This window comes from Paraburkholderia sabiae, from assembly GCF_030412785.1.
GTDB classification, from domain to species: domain Bacteria; phylum Pseudomonadota; class Gammaproteobacteria; order Burkholderiales; family Burkholderiaceae; genus Paraburkholderia; species Paraburkholderia sabiae.
In genome coordinates this window covers 1,711,916-1,730,491 of sequence record NZ_CP125296.1, presented here as the reverse complement: position 1 = coordinate 1,730,491, position 18,576 = coordinate 1,711,916, and the positions used below count along the sequence as shown (strand labels likewise).

16 protein-coding genes are annotated in these 18,576 nt (G+C 62.4%); 11 read left to right on the top strand and 5 right to left on the bottom strand.

Going from position 1 to position 18,576, the window contains the following annotated elements:
* Positions 1 to 34 precede the first annotated feature (34 nt).
* Complete coding sequence (locus tag QEN71_RS37270) at positions 35 to 676, bottom strand: DsbA family oxidoreductase (protein WP_201649982.1); 642 nt, start codon at positions 674 to 676, stop codon at positions 35 to 37.
* A 121-nt stretch (positions 677 to 797) separates the two neighbouring features.
* Between QEN71_RS37270 and QEN71_RS37265 the strand changes: the two genes are divergently transcribed.
* Positions 798 to 1,724 (top strand): LysR family transcriptional regulator, encoded by a 927-nt coding sequence (locus tag QEN71_RS37265; RefSeq protein ID WP_201650009.1) that lies wholly within the window; start codon positions 798 to 800, stop codon positions 1,722 to 1,724.
* 13 nt (positions 1,725 to 1,737) lie between these two features.
* Here QEN71_RS37265 and QEN71_RS37260 read toward each other — a convergent pair whose 3' ends face one another.
* Positions 1,738 to 2,694 (bottom strand): LysR family transcriptional regulator, encoded by a 957-nt coding sequence (locus tag QEN71_RS37260; protein ID WP_201649983.1) that lies wholly within the window; start codon positions 2,692 to 2,694, stop codon positions 1,738 to 1,740.
* A gap of 87 nt (positions 2,695 to 2,781) precedes the next feature.
* On the opposite strand from QEN71_RS37260, the gene QEN71_RS37255 reads away from it, so the two are divergent.
* From QEN71_RS37255 to QEN71_RS37220, 8 genes are all read left to right on the top strand, one after another.
* Positions 2,782 to 3,843: a Gfo/Idh/MocA family protein gene (locus QEN71_RS37255; protein ID WP_201649984.1), complete on the top strand. Its 1,062-nt coding sequence runs from the start codon at positions 2,782 to 2,784 to the stop codon at positions 3,841 to 3,843.
* Positions 3,844 to 3,866: 23 nt separating this feature from the next.
* The gene (gene aroQ / locus QEN71_RS37250) at positions 3,867 to 4,304 is read left to right on the top strand and encodes a type II 3-dehydroquinate dehydratase (RefSeq protein WP_201649985.1); all 438 of its coding nucleotides are present in this window, start codon (positions 3,867 to 3,869) and stop codon (positions 4,302 to 4,304) included.
* Between the two features lie 141 nt (positions 4,305 to 4,445).
* Positions 4,446 to 4,607 carry a DUF1328 domain-containing protein gene (locus QEN71_RS37245; RefSeq protein WP_028366307.1) on the top strand — a complete coding sequence of 54 codons (162 nt, stop codon included), beginning with the start codon at positions 4,446 to 4,448 and terminating at the stop codon, positions 4,605 to 4,607.
* Positions 4,608 to 5,084: 477 nt separating this feature from the next.
* On the top strand, positions 5,085 to 6,998 hold the full coding sequence (locus QEN71_RS37240; RefSeq protein WP_201649986.1) for an AAA family ATPase: 1,914 nt from the start codon (positions 5,085 to 5,087) through the stop codon (positions 6,996 to 6,998).
* A gap of 121 nt (positions 6,999 to 7,119) precedes the next feature.
* A complete protein-coding gene (locus QEN71_RS37235) occupies positions 7,120 to 8,310 on the top strand; it encodes an acyltransferase family protein (RefSeq protein WP_201649987.1) in 1,191 nt (396 codons plus the stop codon).
* A 124-nt stretch (positions 8,311 to 8,434) separates the two neighbouring features.
* Positions 8,435 to 9,115 (top strand): VIT1/CCC1 transporter family protein, encoded by a 681-nt coding sequence (locus QEN71_RS37230; protein ID WP_201649988.1) that lies wholly within the window; start codon positions 8,435 to 8,437, stop codon positions 9,113 to 9,115.
* Between the two features lie 377 nt (positions 9,116 to 9,492).
* A complete protein-coding gene (locus tag QEN71_RS37225) occupies positions 9,493 to 11,124 on the top strand; it encodes an APC family permease (protein WP_201649989.1) in 1,632 nt (543 codons plus the stop codon).
* Positions 11,125 to 11,286: 162 nt separating this feature from the next.
* A complete protein-coding gene (locus QEN71_RS37220) occupies positions 11,287 to 12,201 on the top strand; it encodes a glutaminase (RefSeq protein WP_201649990.1) in 915 nt (304 codons plus the stop codon).
* 7 nt (positions 12,202 to 12,208) lie between these two features.
* Here QEN71_RS37220 and QEN71_RS37215 read toward each other — a convergent pair whose 3' ends face one another.
* The gene (locus tag QEN71_RS37215; protein WP_201649991.1) at positions 12,209 to 13,195 is read right to left on the bottom strand and encodes a zinc-dependent alcohol dehydrogenase family protein; all 987 of its coding nucleotides are present in this window, start codon (positions 13,193 to 13,195) and stop codon (positions 12,209 to 12,211) included.
* A gap of 36 nt (positions 13,196 to 13,231) precedes the next feature.
* Positions 13,232 to 13,540 carry a hypothetical protein gene (locus QEN71_RS37210; protein WP_201649992.1) on the bottom strand — a complete coding sequence of 103 codons (309 nt, stop codon included), beginning with the start codon at positions 13,538 to 13,540 and terminating at the stop codon, positions 13,232 to 13,234.
* A 526-nt stretch (positions 13,541 to 14,066) separates the two neighbouring features.
* Here QEN71_RS37210 and QEN71_RS37205 point away from each other — a divergent pair.
* Entirely contained in the window at positions 14,067 to 15,638 is a 1,572-nt protein-coding gene (locus QEN71_RS37205; RefSeq protein ID WP_201649993.1) for a trypsin-like peptidase domain-containing protein, read from the top strand.
* A 38-nt stretch (positions 15,639 to 15,676) separates the two neighbouring features.
* Here the strand turns inward: QEN71_RS37205 and QEN71_RS37200 are convergent, their stop codons facing one another.
* Positions 15,677 to 17,005, bottom strand: a complete 1,329-nt coding sequence (locus tag QEN71_RS37200) for an IS4 family transposase (RefSeq protein WP_456093885.1) — start codon at positions 17,003 to 17,005, stop codon at positions 15,677 to 15,679.
* A 204-nt stretch (positions 17,006 to 17,209) separates the two neighbouring features.
* Here QEN71_RS37200 and chrA point away from each other — a divergent pair, with 204 nt between their 5' ends.
* Entirely contained in the window at positions 17,210 to 18,448 is a 1,239-nt protein-coding gene (gene chrA, locus QEN71_RS37195; RefSeq protein ID WP_201654817.1) for a chromate efflux transporter, read from the top strand.
* Positions 18,449 to 18,576 lie beyond the last annotated feature (128 nt).

The following is an 18,576-nucleotide window of genomic DNA, read 5'->3' as shown; positions in this document are numbered from 1 at the left end:
ACGTGAATGCTTGCGATGCGCAATGTTGGTGCGCTTATGCCGCGCTGTGTTGTGTAGCGGCTGCGTGCAGCGCTTGCGCGAACACGGCGGGCGGTTGCGCGCCGCTGATGACAGCGCTGTCGATCCACACCGTCGGCACGCTACTGATGCTCCAACGGGCATCGACGACTTCGCGCTTGTCCGCATCCGACAGCAGAGACTCACGCGCCTGATGTGCATCGAAACCTTGCTCGCCTGCGATCTCGACGAGCGTATCGATCGATCCGATATCGCGCCCTTGCGAGAAATACGCGGCGAAGATTGCATCGAAAAGCCGCGCGACGTTGTCGGAATCGCCGTGCAGCATAGCGAATTGCATCAAACAGTGCGCGCGGCGTGTATTCGGCGTGCGTGCAACCTTCGCGTAGTCGAATGACAACCCGGCGGCGAGACCGGCTGCCGTCGCCTGCGCATCGAGCGTTTGCGAACGCGCCCAGCTGCCGAACTTCTGCGTGCGATACGCGCGCCGGTCCATGCCCTCGACGGGCATCGACGGATTCAGCTCGAACGGCAGATAGCGCACGTCGACAGGCGCATCGAGCGCGGCGGCCTCGATGCCCGCGACGAGGTTCCTGTGTCCGATCCAGCACCACGGGCAGATGAAGTCATAGGCGAGAACGATTGGTACGGCTTGCATCGGCTGCTCCTCGAAAACGAATGAGCCAAGATTAGCCGTTGCGTCGCGCGCTTTGAATCCATGCCGGATGCAAACGTCCGTTGCGCTGAGCGCAATCGACATCGCGGGCATAATCGCCGCCATGGACAAACTGCTCGCGTTGAACACACTGCTCGAAGTCGCCGATGCGGGCGGTTTCGCAAAGGCCGCCCAGCGCCTGGGCGTCGCGACGTCGTCGGTGACGCGGCTGATGGATGCGCTCGAAGCGTCGCTCGGCACCGCCTTGCTCACGCGCACGCCGCGCAAGGTCAGTCTCACGGATGCGGGCACGGCCTACGTCGAGCAGATTTCGAAAGTACTCGACGATCTCACCGAAGCCGATGAAAGTATTCTGGACAGCGGCGCCGCGCCCGTCGGCGCGTTGCGCATCACTGTGCCGTCCGCGTACAACCGCACGCAGCTCGGGCCGCATCTCGCCGCGTTTCTCGCCGAATATCCGCGCGTCGCGCTCGATGTCGTCGTCGCCGATCATTTCGCGGACCTCGCGCTCGATCGCATCGATGTTGCCGTGCGGATCGGTTTGATGACGCGCGACCCGAATCTAGTCGTGAAGAAGCTCGCGGACAATCCACGCTATGTGGTCGTGAGTCACGACTATCTTCAACGCGCGGGCAGCCCGTCTACGCCCGCGGCGCTTGCAGAGCACGAATGTCTGCGCATCGCGTATGGCGGCAGTTATCGCGCGCGTCAGGTGTGGACGTTCGGGCGCGGCGCGGAACAGGAACGCGTCGATGTGCGCGGACGGCTCATTTCGAACAGCCTCGAAATGCTTTTAGAAGCCGTGCTTGCCGGGCAAGGTGTCGCGCTATTGCCGGACTGGCTCGTCAATCACGAGATCGGCGCGGGGCGCCTGATGCGTCTGTTCCCGGACTTTGAGGTGACGCCGCAAAACGGCGCGGCCGTCGTGTATGCCGCGTATCTGCCGAACCGGCGTCATTCGAGCAAGGTCAGGGCGCTGCTGCGTTTTCTCGAAGCGCGCGTCGGCGGTTCGACGGAAAGCACGGCGTAGCGCGTTCACAGCATCACAAGCCGCCGACGCCATGCGTTCTCAGCGCATACGGTCCGCGCGTCAAATGCTCCTTCAGGAATTCCACGCACACGCGCAGCTTCGCGGACGATGACGCGCGCGCTGCCGTCATAACCCAGACATCGGCGGGCTGGTAGTGCTGCGGCAGCACGCGCACGAGCTTGCCCGACTCGAGGCTCGATGCGACGTCCCACACCGACGCCATGATCACGCCATCGCCTGCGAGCGCCCATTGTTGAACGATGTCGCTGTGATTCGACGCAATGGGACCCGTCACCTTGACCGACTTCTCGCCGTCCGGTCCTGTCAGCCGCCACGCGCCGAAGCGCTGGTCGCGATCGCGGAACAGCAGGCAATCGTGCTGCGCGAGATCGGCGAGCGTGCGCGGCGTGCCCTTGCGTTTCAGATACGCGGGCGACGCGCACAGGATGCGCACGCTGTCGACGATCTTGTGCGCGATCAGATGCGGCTCCTGAATGTTGCCGACGCGTATGTCGATATCGAAGCTCTCGCCGACGAGATCGACGCGACGGTCGAGCAGTTCGAGCCAGATTTCGAGCGCCGTGTAGCGCTTTCGCAGCAGCGACAGAATCGGCGATACATGGTCGCGGCCCAGACGCAGACTCGTGCTGATGCGCAGGATGCCGCGCGGATCGCTCTTCAAGCCGGCGAACGCGTCGGACATGCCCTGCACGTCGTCGAGGATTTTCTGCGCCCACTGGAAGGCCGCTTCGCCGTCGCTCGTCACGCTGACGCGGCGCGTCGTGCGCATGAAGAGCTTCACGCCGAGGCTCTTCTCGAGCAGCGCGATGCGCTTGCTGACATGCGAGGGCGAGATGCCCATTTCCGCCGATGCGGTGACGAAGCTCGCGCGCCGCGCCACGGTGCAGAACAGCTGCAGGTCGCGCAGGAAGCCGTCATTCATGGCTAAAAGCGCATTATGATTTTCCATCTGGCTTGATTATGTTGGTGATCGGCACGAGTAATCTATTCCGAATTCACCAAGCCGTCCAATCCCTGGCGGCATACACACGAAATCATGAGACAAATTCAGCTTGCCGTTGCGGGCGCCGGGCTTATCGGCCGGCGTCATATCGAACTGATCCGGCAGAATCCGCGCTGTCGACTGAGCGCGATCGTCGATCCCGGTCCCGCTGCGAAAGAAGTGGCGGACAGTGCGGACGTGCCGCTGTTTCGCACGCTAGGCGAGCTGATCGAGAAGGGACGTCCCGACGGCATCGTGCTCGCCACGCCGAACCAGTTGCACGTCGAACAGGCTCTTGAATGTATCGATGCGCGTCTTCCTGCGCTGATCGAAAAGCCCGTCGCCCATACGCTCGAAGCGGGCGAGCGCCTGCGCGCTGCCGCCGATCAGGCGGGCGTGCCGCTGCTGGTCGGCCATCATCGCGCGCACAGCCCGATTCTCGCGACGGCGCGCGAGATCATCCGGCAAGGGACAATCGGCAAGATCGTCGGCGTGATGGGCAGCGCGATGTTCTACAAGCCCGACGACTACTTCGACGCCGCGCCGTGGCGGCGGGAAGCGGGCGGCGGTCCGATCCTGCTCAACCTGATTCACGAGATCGGCAATCTGCGGTCGCTGTGCGGCGAGATCGTCGCGGTGCAGGCGTTCGCGTCGAATGCGGCGCGCCAGTTTGCCGTCGAGGATACCGTCGCGATCAATCTGCGCTTCGAGAACGGCGCGCTCGGCACGTTCCTGCTGTCGGACACGGCGGCCTCGCCGCGCAGCTGGGAGCAGACTTCGCAGGAGAACAAGAGCTATGCGTCTTATGATGACGAAGACTGCTATGTGATCGCGGGCGATTTGGGTTCGCTGTCGGTGCCGACGATGCGGCTCAAGACCTATGCGCGCAAAGAGGACCGTTCGTGGTGGAAGCCGTTCGAGACATCGGTGGCGCAACTCGAACGCGCGGATCCGCTCGAACGCCAACTGGAACACTTCTGCGATGTGATAGCGGGCGACGCCACGCCGCTCGTCAGCGTGCGCGACGGGCTGCAGAACCTGCGCGTGACGGAAGCGATCGCGGAAGCGGCGCGCACGGGCGCGATCGTCGAGACGCGTCTGGGCGCAACGATCTGAATTCGACACTACGAGGAGGAAACATGAAAAAAGTACTGATGCTGCACGGGATCAATCACAACATGTTCGGCAAGCGCGACCCCGTGCAATACGGCACGGTGACGCTCGAAGAAATCGACAGCGAATTGCAGGCGCTCGGGCGCGAACTGAATGTCGAAGTCGAGAGCTATCAGACCAATCATGAAGGCGACATGTGTATGCGGATCCATCAGGCATTCACCGAGGGGATGGATGCGGTGCTGATCAACGCGGGCGCATGGACGCACTACAGCTACGGCATTCGCGATGCGCTGGCCATTCTGACCGTGCCTGTCGTCGAGATCCATATGTCGAACATTCACGCGCGCGAGCCGTTTCGCCACGTTTCGGTTTTCGCGGAGATTGTGAAGGGACAGATTTGCGGATTCGGCGTGAACAGCTATCTGCTCGGTTTGCGCGCGGCTGTCGCGGCGATTGCATGATGCAGGTGGTGCACGCATAAGCGGAAATCGTCAGACGTGCGGACCTTCGTTGCGTATCGATAGGTACGGTGTTTGCTCTCCTTGTTGAACGTCGCCGCGCTAGCCTGGCGGGACCCTCACTCAAGCAACGGAGGTCAGATCATGCTTTATTACGCTTTGGTTTTCTTTGTCATCGCGATCATAGCTGCTGTATTTGGCTTCGGCGGGATTGCAGCAGGCGCGGCGGGTATCGCCAAGATCCTGTTCTTCCTGTTCCTCGTCATCTTTATCGTGACGTTGCTAATGGGTGTCGTGCGGCGCTGATGCGGCGCATAGGCGAGGCGGAAGAGGAGTCCGCCTCGCCGTTTGCCTGACTGGCCTTGGCGCGGATGCAACGTCCGCGCAAGAAAACCTTCGCGCCTACGCGAAGATAAAAAGTGTTTTCCCATCAGGACACGAATGCGGTACTTCGACCGCAAAGCCTCTTCTATTAAGGCAGATCCCGTCGATTGCGCGAATCGCGCCTGAAATAAGCCCTTTTCTACTGTTTTGGAAATGGGATAAGCCTGGGCATAATGCGTTAGGTACTCGACGGTTGAAAGAGGGACGCATGCGCGTGTCTTTTTTACCGACGTCATTGCACTAAAGAGCTGGTCCCTTCCTCTCTCGCGGCTACGCCTCGAGTAGTCCGGCCACCCATCCATTCAGTCTCGTTACGCGCATCGCGCGCGATGCACGCTGTTTTTATTTTTCGCGCGAATACGCGAAGGCCGTCATGCGGCCCGTTTTAGGAATCAACTGATGAAACCGGCAAAGAATACGTTCTGGTCCCGTTATGGCCGCTATGTGACGCTTGGCGTGACCGCAACGGCGTTCGTGGCGCTCGTGACTTTCCTGCATATGCGCCACGATCAGCGTAACGTGCAAGCGCCGCCGGTTTTGACAGGCGTCGCGAGCGACATGCGCAAGGACACGTCGGCGTGGACGCATCAGGAGCGCGATGCATCGGAGATGCTGCGCGATATTCGCGAGCACAACGTGACGGCTATCGGCGTGAGTCCGAATGCGATTCTCGTCTCGACGGACGACGGCGCAAAGTACTACGTCACCGATCACAACTCCGCTTTCTCGAATGCGCTGCTGCTGGGCGAGATGAAAGCGGACGCGCGTTCTCCTTATCAACTGGTCTTCCTGCCGGATGCCGATATTCATACGGGCTCCGCGCGCTGGATGGATGCATTCGACAAGACACGCGATGCGATCAGCGTGTTGCTGCCGCTGCTGCTGATCGGCGGGCTCGTGTGGTTCATGCGCCGCGAAATGACGGGCGGTGCGCGTCTGCTCGAAAAGACGCCGGCGCTTTCGTTCGAAGACGTAATCGGTGCAGGCGAAGCGAAGGCCGCACTGTCCGACATCCAGGCCTATCTGACCAATCCGAAGCAGTTCACGGGCATGGGCGTGCGCGCACCGTGCGGCATCCTGATGACGGGCGGCCCCGGCGTCGGCAAGACGCGTCTCGCACAGGCGCTCGCGGGCGAATGCGGCGCGAACTTCATTTCGATCACGGGCAGCTATTTCAGCGCGAAGTACTACGGCGTCGGCATCCAGAAGGTCAAGCATCTGTTCGAACTCGCGCGCAAGAATGCGCCGACCGTGATCTTCATCGACGAAGCCGATGGCCTCGCGAAGCGCACGGATACGGGCGGCGGTCCCGTCGAAGCCGAGAGCAACCGCGTCATCAACCAGCTGCTCGCGGAAATGGACGGCTTTGCATCGAACGAGGGCGTGATCATCGTCGCGGCGACCAATCACCCGGATAATCTCGACGAAGCATTGCGCCGACCGGGCCGTTTCGATCGCACGGTGCAGGTGCGTTTGCCGGATCTCGAAGATCGCGCCGACATCATCCGCTTCTATGCGGAGAAGCTGACTTCGAAAGCCGACGACATCGACTTCAATCAGCTCGCGCGATTGACCACGGGCTTGTCGCCGGCGACGCTGTCGATGGTCGTCAATCAGGCGGGGCTCGTCGCGCGCAAGGCTGGCGACAGGATCGTCGCGGCAAGGCATTTCGTCGAAGCGATCAAGATCGCGCGCATCGGCGACGTGAACGGCGCGGAACGCGCGCTCACGGAAGACGAGCGCACGCGCATCGCCGTTCACGAAGCGGGGCACGGACTCGTGGCCGCTTTGCTCGGCACGGGCATCCTCGAAGAAGTGACGATCCTGCCGCGCGGCGGCGCATTGGGTGTCGCGCTGATCACGAAGACGCAGGACAAGCACCTGTACCGCGAAACCGAAATGCGCAATGAGATTCAGGTGCTGCTCGGCGGACGCAATGCAGAACTGCTGATGTTCTCGGAAGCATCGAGTGGCGCTGCGCAGGACCTGCAGGAAGCCTCGCGCATCAGTCTCGACATGGTGTCGAAGTTCGGCTTCAACGCGGACGGCGATCTCTTCAGTCTCGCGGCGCTGCCGCCGCAGTATGCGGGTCTGCAGATGAAGGGTGCAATCGAACACGCGAACATCCTGCTCAAGGATCTGAACGACGCGTGCTACACGCTGCTGCACGACAACGCGCCTGTGCTGCGCGCCATCGCGGACCAGTTGCTCGAATCGGAGACAGTGCCGGGCGAAACGGTCTATCGACTGATCGACGAACACAAGGCGAGCCGCGAAGCGCTGCATCTCGCGGAGCAGCCGGCAGCGGCATAAAGCGGCTGATTTCCTGCATAACGCGACACAGGCAAAAAAAGCAGGAACTTCCGCAAAACCCCATTTGTCCACGCACCTCGCGGCCTGAAAAGGCGCAGTCACCACGCGAGGAGGACAGTCGATGGATAAAGGACGCGTTGCCGCGCTCGACGCAGGTCGGGCGCTCGCGATCGTCGGGGTAGTCGCAGTACACCTGTCGTTTCAGTTTCCCAATCTGCCGCATGCTGTCACGCTGATGGCCCGCATGGGTCAATACGGCGTGCAGCTGTTCTTCGTGATCAGCGCGATCACGATCTTCATGACGCTCGAAATCGATCACGAGCGTTGTACCGATGCGCGGCACGTCACATTGCGTTTCTATATCAAACGCTTCTTTCGCATCGCTCCACTGTATTACTCCGCGATCGCCGTCTATGGCGCGATCAGTTTCGGCGCCATGCATTCCGGCTACGAACGCGCGTGGGTGCTCGGCGCGCATGGTCCCGTCGATATCCTGCTCAACGTGCTGTTCCTGCATGCGCTGTCGCCGACGGCGATCAACAACGTCGTGCCGGGCGGATGGTCGATCGGCGTGGAGATGCTGTTCTATCTGATCGCGCCGCTGCTGTTCTTTGCCGCGATGAATCGCGTGCGGCTCATGCTCGCGACGCTGTTGCTGCTGGCGCTATCCGTCGCCACGCTGTCGATCGGCGATTGCAACGGCACGCTCGACTGTCAGGTCAGCAACAACTCGTTCAGCTATTTCTGGCCGCCCGTGCAGGGACCGTGCTTCATCGTCGGCATGTGGGCGTGGTATGGATTCCGTTCGCATCTGCTGGGCACGTCGAACGTCACGAAGCGAGGCGCGTGGCTGTATTTCGCGCTGGCCGTCACGTTCGCGATCGCAACGGCTGCGCTCGGCGTGTGGCTTGCGAAGTCGCATGCGTTTGCGCCTGTATTTGCGGCATGCGCGGCCGTTGCGTTCCTGCTGTTCGTCTGTTCGCAAAGCGATGCCATGCGCCGCTTGATGCAGTCGCGTATGACGCTCTTCGTTCGACACTGCGCGTCTGCCTTGGGGCGCGAGAGTTATGGCATCTATCTGTGGCACTTCATCTGCGTGTACGCGACGTTCCATTTCTTCGAAGGGACGTTCCGGCGAACGGATCGCGACGCGTCGCTCGCACTTTATGTCGTCACTGTGCTGACCGCGTTGCTCGCGTCGTATGGTTTTTCGCGTCTGTCCGACCGCCTGATTCAGGGACGCGCGACGCGTCTGTCGCGCAAGCTGCTCTCGCACGTCGACGGGCGCTTTCACCCATCGCGGCGCGCGTGATGCAGCGCCGCATGACGTGCCGCGCGAACGCAGGAGCATGCGCCTTTGGTCCAATATCGCAGACCTGTCGACCCGGCTAACATTCAAAAGATAAGGGGAGGCCAGCGATACCGAAGGAGGCCCAATGGACGCGACGACGCAAGCGACAGGGGACGAGCAGGAGACGCGTGAGCCGGTGCTGGATACCGTCGATCGCGTCTCCGAGCTGTGCTTCGGTCTGTTCATGGCGTTGACGTTCGTCGGCGCCGTGTCGGCGGTCACGGCGGGCGAAGACGCGGGGCGCAAGATGCTGGCCTCAGCCTTGGGCTGCAATCTCGCGTGGGGACTCGCGGATGCCGTGATGTATCTCGTGCGCACGTTGACGAATCGTGCCCGACGCTTGACGCTCGCGTTGACCATACAGCAAGAGCGGAACGCAGCCGTCGCGGTTGCCGCATTACGCGATGCCTTGCCTAAAGCACTGAAAACACTCATCGCCGATTCCGAACTCGAAATGATCCGCGCGCGGCTCGCGGCGACTCCGTTATTGCCGGCTCGCGTGCATTTCGTGCGCGACGACTTCATCGGCGCGTTGGCCATTTTTCTCATCGTCGTGATCTCGACGTTTCCTGTCGCGTTGCCGTTCGTCGTGTTCGACGAAGTCGCGACGGCGCTCATCGTTTCGCGCGCGCTGACGCTCGTGATGCTGTTCGGCGCAGGTTTCGCGCTTGGCCGCTTCTCGGGCGCGGGCGGCATGCGGGCAGGGCTGTCGATGATGACGGTTGGCGTCGTGCTGACCATGGCGATCATCGCGTTGGGCGGCTGAGTCGCACCGAAAGCCCTTTGATAGTGCCTGCATGCGTATCGTCAGCCTGCGTCATGCAGTGCGCATTCTTCAGTTATGCCTGAGTGCCGACAGGCGTCATTTCATATAGGCACTTAAGCCCCGTCACATCAGCGTTCTTCAGTCGTTATGTTTTTTGTGCATGACCCTCATGCGCAATTGGCATTGGACGCAGCCAGGCCGTTTCGCGACTATCCCGCACTCGCTCGATGGCACCAGAACCGTCGACGATACCTCTCGCGGCGCAGCGTACGACAGCCGTCGCGCTTCGCTATCGAATAACAAGGAAAGCCGGAATTCGCCGACGCCAACGCCAGGTGGCAAAGCGCTTCCGTGCACCTGAGATATGAGGAAGACAATTGAATAGTTCCATTCAACGGCACATCGGCCCGTTTGCGCTGATGCTGACGGGACTCGGCTCGATCATCGGGTCGGGCTGGCTGTTCGGCGCCTGGAAGGCGGCCAAGATCGCGGGCCCTGCGGCGCTGTGCGCATGGGTGATCGGCGCGGTGGTGATTCTCGCAATCGCGCTGACCTATGCGGAACTCGGCGCGATGTTCCCCGAATCCGGCGGCATGGTGCGCTACGCGCGCTACTCGCATGGCGCGCTCGTCGGCTTTATCAGCGCGTGGGCGAACTGGATCGCGATCGTGTCGGTGATTCCAATCGAAGCCGAAGCATCGATTCAGTACATGAGCACATGGCCTTATGAATGGGCGCATAACCTGTTCATCAACAGCGAACTGACGACACCCGGATTGCTGCTCTCCGCCGTGCTCGTGGTTATCTATTTCATGCTGAATTACTGGGGCGTCAAAGTATTCGCGCGCGCCAATTCGGCGATCACGATCTTCAAGTTCATCATTCCCGGCCTGACGATTCTTGGTCTGATGATGAGCGGCTTCCACAAGGAAAACCTCGGCGAAACCAGCACGTTCGCGCCGTACGGCTGGTCGGCTGTGCTGACGGCTGTGGCGACGAGCGGCATCGTGTTCGCGTTCAACGGCTTCCAGAGCCCGATCAACCTCGCGGGCGAAGCGCGCAATCCCGCGAAGAGCGTGCCGTTCGCGGTGATCGGCTCGATCCTGCTGGCGCTGGTGATCTACGTGCTGCTACAGATCGCGTATATCGGCGCGGTGAACCCGGCCGACGTGATGAAGGGCTGGAACCAGTTCAACTTCAAATCGCCGTTCGCGGAACTGGCGATTGCACTGAACCTGAACTGGCTCGCGATACTGCTGTATGTCGATGCATTCGTAAGCCCGAGCGGCACGGGGACGACCTACATGGCGACGACCACGCGCATGATCTACGCAATGGAGCGCAACAACACGATGCCGAAGATCTTCGGCAGCGTGCATCCGCTGTACGGCGTGCCGCGTCCGGCGATGTGGTTCAACCTGCTGGTGTCGTTTATCTTCCTGTTCTTCTTCCGTGGCTGGAGTTCGCTGGCGGCGGTGATTTCGGTGGCGACGGTGATCTCGTATCTGACGGGTCCGATCAGTCTGATGGCGCTGCGTCGCGCAGCGAAGGATCTCGAACGGCCGCTACACATCCCCGGCATGAGTCTGATCGCACCGTTCGCATTCGTGTGCGCGTCCTTGATTCTCTACTGGGCGAAGTGGCCGCTGACGGGCGAGATCATCCTGCTGATGATCGTCGCGCTGCCGGTGTACTTTTACTTCCAGGCGAAGTCGGGCTTCTCGGGCTTCAATCAGGATCTGAAGGCCGCGTGGTGGCTGGTGGCTTACCTGCCCGTGATGGCGATCCTGTCGCTGATCGGCAGCAAGGAGTTTGGCGGGATGGGCGTGCTGCCGTACGGCTGGGACATGCTCGTTGTGATCGTGTGTTCGCTGATCTTCTATTACTGGGGCGTGCATACGGGCTATCGCTCGGCCTATCTCGACGAGCGCGATGCGGCACGCGCCAGCGAAGCGTCCGAATACGCGACGAGCGGTGTGCAGGGCGAGGAGTGGATGTCGGCGCGCTAAGGCGCACGGCTGAAATATTTTCAGTGCAGAATAGGGCGCGCTTCGCATCGCCGCTCTGTACACAAGATCGTGAAAGCGGATCACGCGTGTCGTGATCCGCTTTGCGTTTGTCGAGCCGTCGATGCGTACGACATCGTATGGATTCACTCACCGACAGCCTCGATGGACTATTCCCGCATCCTCGAACAGATTCACGCCGACTTGCAACCCTGGCTCGACAAGGGGCGTGTCGCCGATTACATCCCTGAACTCGCGAACGTGCCCGCGAACAGCTTCGGCATGGCGGTCGTCACGACGTCGGGCGAGGTCTATCGCGTGGGACAGGCCGATACGCGTTTTTCGATTCAGAGCATCTCCAAGCTGTTCGCCTGCACGATGGCGTTCAGGCTGCTCGGCGATGACCTGTGGCAGCGCGTTGGACGCGAGCCGTCGGGCACGGCGTTCAATTCGCTGGTGCAGCTCGAATCGGAGCGAGGCAAGCCGCGCAATCCGTTCATCAATGCTGGCGCGCTCGTCGTCACCGATGTGTTGAGCCGCCGCTTCGTGAAGGCGGAGACGGCGCTCGTCGAGTTCATGCGACGCGTGACGGGCGAAGCGTCGATCGACTATGACATGCGCGTCGCGCAATCCGAGTTGCAGCACGCGCATCGCAATCGCGCGATGGCGCATTTCATGGCGAGCTTCGGCAACATGGAGATGCCGCCCGAAGTTGTCGTCGATGCGTATTGCCGTCAGTGCGCAATTTCGATGAGTTGCGTCGAGCTTGCGAAAGCAGCGCTCTATCTGAGCAACGGCGGCGTCGTGCCGTCGACGGGTGAACGCATTCTCGATGCAAGTTCGGCCAAGCGTTTATCGGCGCTGATGCTGACATGCGGCACCTACGATGCAGCGGGCGACTTCGTCTATCGCGTCGGCTTGCCTGCGAAGAGCGGCGTAGGCGGTGGGATCGTCGCGTTGTTGCCGGGCGAAATGGCCGTGTGCGTGTGGTCGCCGGGTCTGGACAGCAACGGCAATTCGCTGGCGGGTGTGATGGCGCTGGAGTGGCTCACCACGCACACGGGGCGCTCGATTTTCTGAAGCTGCATTAACGCACGATCAACACAGCCGCCCCCGACACCTTACCGCCGCGCAAATCATCGAGCGCGCGATTCGCATCCACAAGCGGATAGCGTGTCGCTTCGATATCGAGCTTCACATCTCCGGCGATCTTCATGAACGCTACGCCATCGGCACGCGTGAGATTCGCGACCGACACCACGCGTCGCTCGCCCCACAGAAACGCGTACGGAAACGCGGGAATGTCGCTCATGTGGATGCCGCCGCAGACGACGATACCGCCCTTGACGACGGCCTGCAACGCGGCGGGCACGAGTGCGCCGACGGGCGCGAAGATCAGCGCGGCATCGAGCGGTTCGGGCGGCGCTTCGTCGCTGCCGCCTGCCCACGCTGCGCCGAGCCTGCGCGCGAGTTGTTGCGCGGTATCGTCGCCGGGACGCGTGAACGCGTACACCGAGCGGCCCTGATGACGCGCGACCTGCGCGACGATATGCGCCGCCGCGCCGAAGCCGTAGATGCCCACGCGCTTCGCGTCGCCCGCCATGCTAAGCGTGCGATAGCCGATCAGACCCGCGCACAGCAGCGGCGCGGCCTGCGCGTCGTCGTAACGTTCGGGCAGATGCAGGCAATAGCGATGATCGGCGATCACCTGTTCCGCGTAGCCGCCGTCGATCGTGTAGCCCGTAAAGCCGGGCGCATCGCACAGATTCTCGCGACCGCTCGCGCAGTACGGACACACACCGCACGTTTTACCGAGCCACGGCACGCCGACGCGATCGCCGGTATCGAACGACGTCACGTCCGCTGCACGCGCCGCAACGCGCCCGACGATCTCGTGGCCCGGTATCACCGGACGCTTTGGTTCGCTGAGTTCGCCATCCACGACATGCAGATCGGTCCGGCATACACCGCACGCCAGCACGTCGATCAGCACTTCGCCCGGCGCGAGCGCTCGTAGCGTCAGCTCGCGCTCGGCGAGCACAGGGTTCGTTCCGTCGAAAACCATCGCACGCATGTTCGATCCTCCTCGTCGGAATCCGCGATTGCGGCGTCAGTCGCGTGACGCCCGATCGCTGTCTTCCGTCAGCCGCTTGTCCTGTTCCTGAGAAGCGGGAACGGACGCGATGACGGACGGAAGCCACGGCTGCCATGCGCGCATCCACATCGACCACATCGAGAACATCGACAGCGGCGACGCCAGCGAAAACAGATCCGGTTGCACGAACCATCGTGCGGCGGCTTCGAGAGAGGGTACGGCCGTGATATGAATCGTGACGGTTTCCGCGTCCCGTTCAGGCAGTTTGCGGCGTGTGATTTCCACGTCGACGGTGGGCAGGTGGGCGGTGAGTTTCGTCTCCATGCTCGACCTCGCAATGACGGTTGGCGCAGCAGGCGCGGCGCATCGATCTATTGTGCCGCGTTCGGCAGTTTCTATTGTGAAGCAGCCGGAACAGCGGCGCAGCGCATATTGCATCGCCACAACGCGGAACGCCAGATGCAAACGCGTACTGCCTGGACGCAAAACTGTCACAAAAGAAACGGCCATGCCAGGATTTGTACTCGCTGCAATTTCTCTGCAGCCTCTCTATAAATGAAGCAAGGGAGAGCGCTGCGTCGATCGCGTCGGCCATGCCGTCGCGCGGCCTGCGTGCGAGCAAACATGCTACCGAAATACACGCCGGCTTCGATCCAATCCGACAAACATAAAGGATCGATCGCATCCGTCCGCGCACGCGGCGGGCCCGCACGGCTGCGCGTTTCGAACGCGCTGTCCGGGTTCCCTCTCTTTTCTGATTCTTCGGTGTGCTACGTCACAGTCGGCGGTGGCGGCACGCGAAATAATTTCCTCACAGTGCCAGGCATCACGAACGCCATGGAGGTGCGCTGTGTTTCACTCGACCTCGTCCCGCATCTGGTTTTGCACTGCCGTGACAACGGCATGTCTTGCCGGTTATCCCATCGCTTACGCCAACGCGATCGCGCCGAATGCTGCCGCAGCATCCGCGCCCGCGCCGGCATCCTCGCCAGCGAAAGAGAAGCGCGCGGCGCCCGCGAACGCGAGTGCGCCGATGGACTTCCCGGCCATCGTCGAGCGTTACGGACCGGCCGTGGTGAACATCCGCGCGATCTTGCCGGAGAAGCCGCTCGCCGCACCGGCAACGCCTGCGACGCCTGCAACGCCTGCAACACCCGCGTCCTCCGTTTCGGGCACGAGTTCCGAAACCATCGACGGTGACGATCCGCTGTTCGCCTTCTTCCGGCAGGCCATGCCGCAAGCGCAAGACGGCCAGCCCAGCGCGCCGCGCGCGATATCGGGTGTGGGCTCGGGTTTCATCGTCAGCGCGAACGGGCTGATTCTGACGACGGCGCATGTCGTCGATGGATCGGACGATGTGACCGTGCGCCTGACCGACCGCCGCGAGTTCAAGGCGAAAGTCGTCGCCGTCGATGCGCAAAGCGACGTCGCCGTGATCCAGATCGACGCGACGAAGCTGCCCGTCGTGAAGCTCGGCGACTCGACGCGCGTGCGCGTCGGCGAGCAGGTGCTGACTATCGGTTCGCCTGACAGCTACCAGAACACGGTGACGGCGGGCATCGTCAGCGCGACGTCGCGCACGCTCTCCGATGGCACGACGTTTCCGTTCTTCCAGACCAACGGCGCCTTGAATCCGGACAACTCGGGCGGCCCGGTGTTCAATCGCGCGGGCGAAGTGGTCGGCATCCACGTGCAGGTCTACGCCGACGGCGATCGCTTCCAGAGCCTGACGTTCGCGATTCCGATCAACATGGCCAACAAGGTGCGCGCGCAGTTGCAGGCGCAAGACAAGGACGGCAAGGACGCGCACGGTACGTTCGGCATGCAGGTGCAGGACGTCGATCCCGGCCTCGCGGGCGCATTCGGTCTACCGCGCGCGGCGGGCGCGCTGGTGATTTCCGTCGAACCCGGCAGTCCCGCCGCGGCGGGCAAGCTGAAACCGGGCGACGTGATCGTGCAGGTCGCCGACAAACCGGTCGAACACGGAACCGATCTCGCCGATTTCGCGGATCAGGATGCGGCGCTGCAGTCGGGCTCGAAGCTTCCCGTGAAGGTGATTCGCAATCGCAAGCAGATGACGGTGATGCTCAGCGTCACAGCATCCGCGCAACCGGCGACGGCAGGCGCGACGGCAGGCGCGACGGATGACGGCGCGCTCGATCATCTCGGCCTCAGCATGCATCCGCTGACGGACGACGAACGCCGCAGCACCGGACTGCCGCAAGGCCTGATGGTCGACGACGTGGCGGGTACGGGCGGCACTGCGGGCATCAAGCCGGGCGATGTGGTGCTGTCGCTGAACGGCACGCTGGTCGCGTCGCAGGACGAACTTGCGTCGCTTGCTGCGAAGGCGGGCAAGAAGGCGGCGTTGCTGATCCAGCGCAATCATGCGCGCAGCTTCGTGAGCGTCGATCTCAAGTAGGCGTGTCGCGATGAGGCGGGCAGCAGCCCTAATGCCGTTCAGTTAAGGTCTCTTTTGAGGAACCGAACGGTATAGCGAAACGGTCTGGATTTGACGGCCCGAGCGCAACTGCGCCCGGGCCGTTTGTCGTTGGGAAGTTGCTTGAGCCGCTCGCGCAGGCGCCTGAGCAGCGCTGGCAGTTTGCCGTACGAGCGCGTCACGGCCGCCCACGTCATTTCGTACTGAATGGTGTGAAACGCGCGGATGAAGCTCAGCTCGTCGGGTGCGTGCCGGGCGTCGAGTGCCGCCCTGGCCATCTCCAGGCGACTCAGGTTATAGGCGATCAGAGCCCCCCAGAACTCCTGATAGACACCTTGTACGGTCTGGCTGCGAAGGGTCAGTTCCATGCCCAGCATCGACTGCTTCAGTTCATGGTAGCTGGTGTCGATCTGCCAGCGACGCTCGTAGCACGACACAATGTCAGCCGCCTTGAAACGCCTTCGATCAGTCAGGGACGTGAGCAATGTCCGTTGCCGGCCACGTGCATCGACGGCCAGCACGGCGCGCGCCTGCCAGAATTCGGGCAGCTCGGGGCATTTCGTGCGGGCCTGCGGCGACACACGCATGCGCACGATCTGGTCACCGTCGCACCCGCTCACGACCTCCCAGCGCAGGTTCGATCTGGCCGGGATGATGAAATGCCGGTTCTCGCCGCCTGAAGCCAGATTGCACAGGATCTGGGCCGACAGGAACCCCTTATCAAAAACGGTAATGGAGTTGTCTGGCACACGAGGGATGAGCTCACGCGCCCAGATCATCTCATTGATATCGTAAGGGCCGAACCCGGCATCACACACCAGATGCGTCGCCAGGGCGGTGAGCGTGACCGCGCGCAGTTGGGGATAGCTGCCCACCCGACCGTGAGCGGCAGCCGAGGCGCCGAAATGCCTGCGGTTGGCGACACTGTCGGTGGTTCGCAGCGTCGTGCCATCCATCGCGAATAGCGAGAATCCCTTGAACAGGTACTTCGCCTGATCCTGCGCGATCCAGTTCCGGGCCGATTCATGAAACAGCCACGCCAGGGGGGCGGCGCCGATACGCTGCCGCGCCTGGGCGATGGCGCTCTTGCTGACAAATGACGCATCGGGTGCGGGTAGCGCAAGGTCCAGTTCATCGACGACCTCGCTGATCGACTGGTGCCGATACAACGCCAGCGCAATCACTAGCCACACGACCTGCTGTGCGGGTAGCCGACGCCGACGCACGCTGGCACTGCCACTGGCCTGCACCGCATACTCGATCCATTTGTACGGCAGATGCTGGCCTAGCCGGTCCCAATCGAGCGGCGGCTGTGATTCAACAAGGAGGCGCAAATCATCGACCAGCATGGCGATGAAAGTTAACATCGCCACGCCGCGTTTACAACCAATTCGAGCTACCAATAAAAATGCCGTTCAGTCGCTTAACTGAACGGCATTAGGGCAGCAGCCCGCCTTTTTTCGCGTGTCGGTCCATCGCGACGCAAGCCGTTTGCGATAGAGTGATGCGCTCTATCCGAACGGCATCCCACTTCACGCCCGTCGATCACCTTTATGGAAAGTGAAAGCACGTCGCGTCGCGAGACGCGCGCAGGCAGCGCATTCGAAGTACTGCGTGTGTTTCTGCTGCTCGGCTGCACTTGCTTCGGCGGGCCGATTGCGCACATCGGCTACTTTCGACGCGAGTTCGTCGAGCGCAGGCGCTGGCTCGACGACACGACCTTCACCGATCTGTTCGCGCTCTGCCAGTTTCTACCGGGACCGGCGAGCAGCCAGGTGGGTTTTTCGATCGGCCTGCTGAGAGCGGGATGGTGGGGCGGCGCGGCGGCATGGCTCGGCTTCACGCTGCCTTCCGCGATTCTGATGGCGGGCTTTGCGCGCCTCGCCGGTCTGCTCGACAACGCGTTCGGCCAGGGCCTCGTGCATGGGCTGAAGCTGGTGGCCGTCGCCGTCGTCGCGCAGGCCATCTGGGACATGGCGCGGCGTCTGTGTGCCGAGCGCGTGCGCGCAGCCATTGCGCTCGCCGCGCTCGCGGTGTTGAGCACGCTCGATACCGTGTACGCGCAGATCATCGTGATCGGCGGCGGCGCGCTGCTTGGTTTGATGTTCTGCCGAACCTCGTCAGCTGCCGATGCACGCGGCATGTCGCACGATGCACACGCCTTCGCTTTGCCGCGCGCCGCGAGCGTTGTCGCGCTCGTGCTGTTCTGCGCGCTGCTTGCCGGCTTGCCCGCGCTGGAAGCGCTTCTTCCTTCGGCGTGGACGCTCAAGATCGCGGACGTGTTCTATCGATCCGGCGCGCTCGTGTTCGGCGGCGGCCATGTCGTGCTGCCGCTGCTTCAGCAGGCGACGGTCGCGAGCGGCTGGATTCCGGCGAACGCGTTTCTCGCGGGCTATGGCGCGGCGCAGGCCGTTCCTGGTCCGCTCTTCACGTTCGCGTCGTATCTCGGCTGGATCATGAGTCCGGCATCGCATCATGCGCTCGGTGCGCTGTGCGCGACGATCGCCATCTTTCTTCCTGGCCTGCTGCTCGTGATCGGCGTGCTGCCGCACTGGCAGGCGCTGCGCGTGCGTCCTCGCGTCGCGGCGTTGCTGGCGGGCGCGAATGCGGCTGTGGTCGGCTTGCTCGCGAGCGCCTTCTATTCTCCCGTGTGGACGAGCGCCGTGCTCTCTGCCGCCGACTTCGCCGTCGCTGTGATCGCGCTGATTCTGCTCACGCGCTGGAATGTGCGGCCTCTGCTCGTCGTGCTGCTGTGCGCGGCGGCGGGGATCGTCGAGGCGTTCGCGCATTGAAGCACTTTTGATCAACCGCACGATGCCTGTCGAGTGCAACATGCATCGCGCGAGTGGGCTATAACGGTTAGCAGCGCGCCTGCTTGTTTTATTCATATCAATAGCAGGTGACGCGCAGCGCTCTGACC

Excerpts from the sequence above, each read along its gene's own strand:
- QEN71_RS37220 (WP_201649990.1), top strand. The coding sequence starts at position 11,287 with ATGGACTATTCCCGCATCCTCGAACAGATTCACGCCGACTTGCAACCC.
- QEN71_RS37240 (WP_201649986.1), top strand. The coding sequence starts at position 5,085 with ATGAAACCGGCAAAGAATACGTTCTGGTCCCGTTATGGCCGCTATGTG.
- QEN71_RS37255 (WP_201649984.1), top strand. The coding sequence starts at position 2,782 with ATGAGACAAATTCAGCTTGCCGTTGCGGGCGCCGGGCTTATCGGCCGG.
- QEN71_RS37200 (WP_456093885.1), bottom strand. The coding sequence starts at position 17,005 with ATGCTGGTCGATGATTTGCGCCTCCTTGTTGAATCACAGCCGCCGCTC.
- QEN71_RS37230 (WP_201649988.1), top strand. The coding sequence starts at position 8,435 with ATGGACGCGACGACGCAAGCGACAGGGGACGAGCAGGAGACGCGTGAG.
- QEN71_RS37260 (WP_201649983.1), bottom strand. The coding sequence starts at position 2,694 with ATGGAAAATCATAATGCGCTTTTAGCCATGAATGACGGCTTCCTGCGC.
- aroQ (WP_201649985.1), top strand. The coding sequence starts at position 3,867 with ATGAAAAAAGTACTGATGCTGCACGGGATCAATCACAACATGTTCGGC.
- chrA (WP_201654817.1), top strand. The coding sequence starts at position 17,210 with ATGGAAAGTGAAAGCACGTCGCGTCGCGAGACGCGCGCAGGCAGCGCA.
- QEN71_RS37210 (WP_201649992.1), bottom strand. The coding sequence starts at position 13,540 with ATGGAGACGAAACTCACCGCCCACCTGCCCACCGTCGACGTGGAAATC.
- QEN71_RS37265 (WP_201650009.1), top strand. The coding sequence starts at position 798 with ATGGACAAACTGCTCGCGTTGAACACACTGCTCGAAGTCGCCGATGCG.
- QEN71_RS37270 (WP_201649982.1), bottom strand. The coding sequence starts at position 676 with ATGCAAGCCGTACCAATCGTTCTCGCCTATGACTTCATCTGCCCGTGG.
- QEN71_RS37245 (WP_028366307.1), top strand. The coding sequence starts at position 4,446 with ATGCTTTATTACGCTTTGGTTTTCTTTGTCATCGCGATCATAGCTGCT.
- QEN71_RS37235 (WP_201649987.1), top strand. The coding sequence starts at position 7,120 with ATGGATAAAGGACGCGTTGCCGCGCTCGACGCAGGTCGGGCGCTCGCG.
- QEN71_RS37215 (WP_201649991.1), bottom strand. The coding sequence starts at position 13,195 with ATGCGTGCGATGGTTTTCGACGGAACGAACCCTGTGCTCGCCGAGCGC.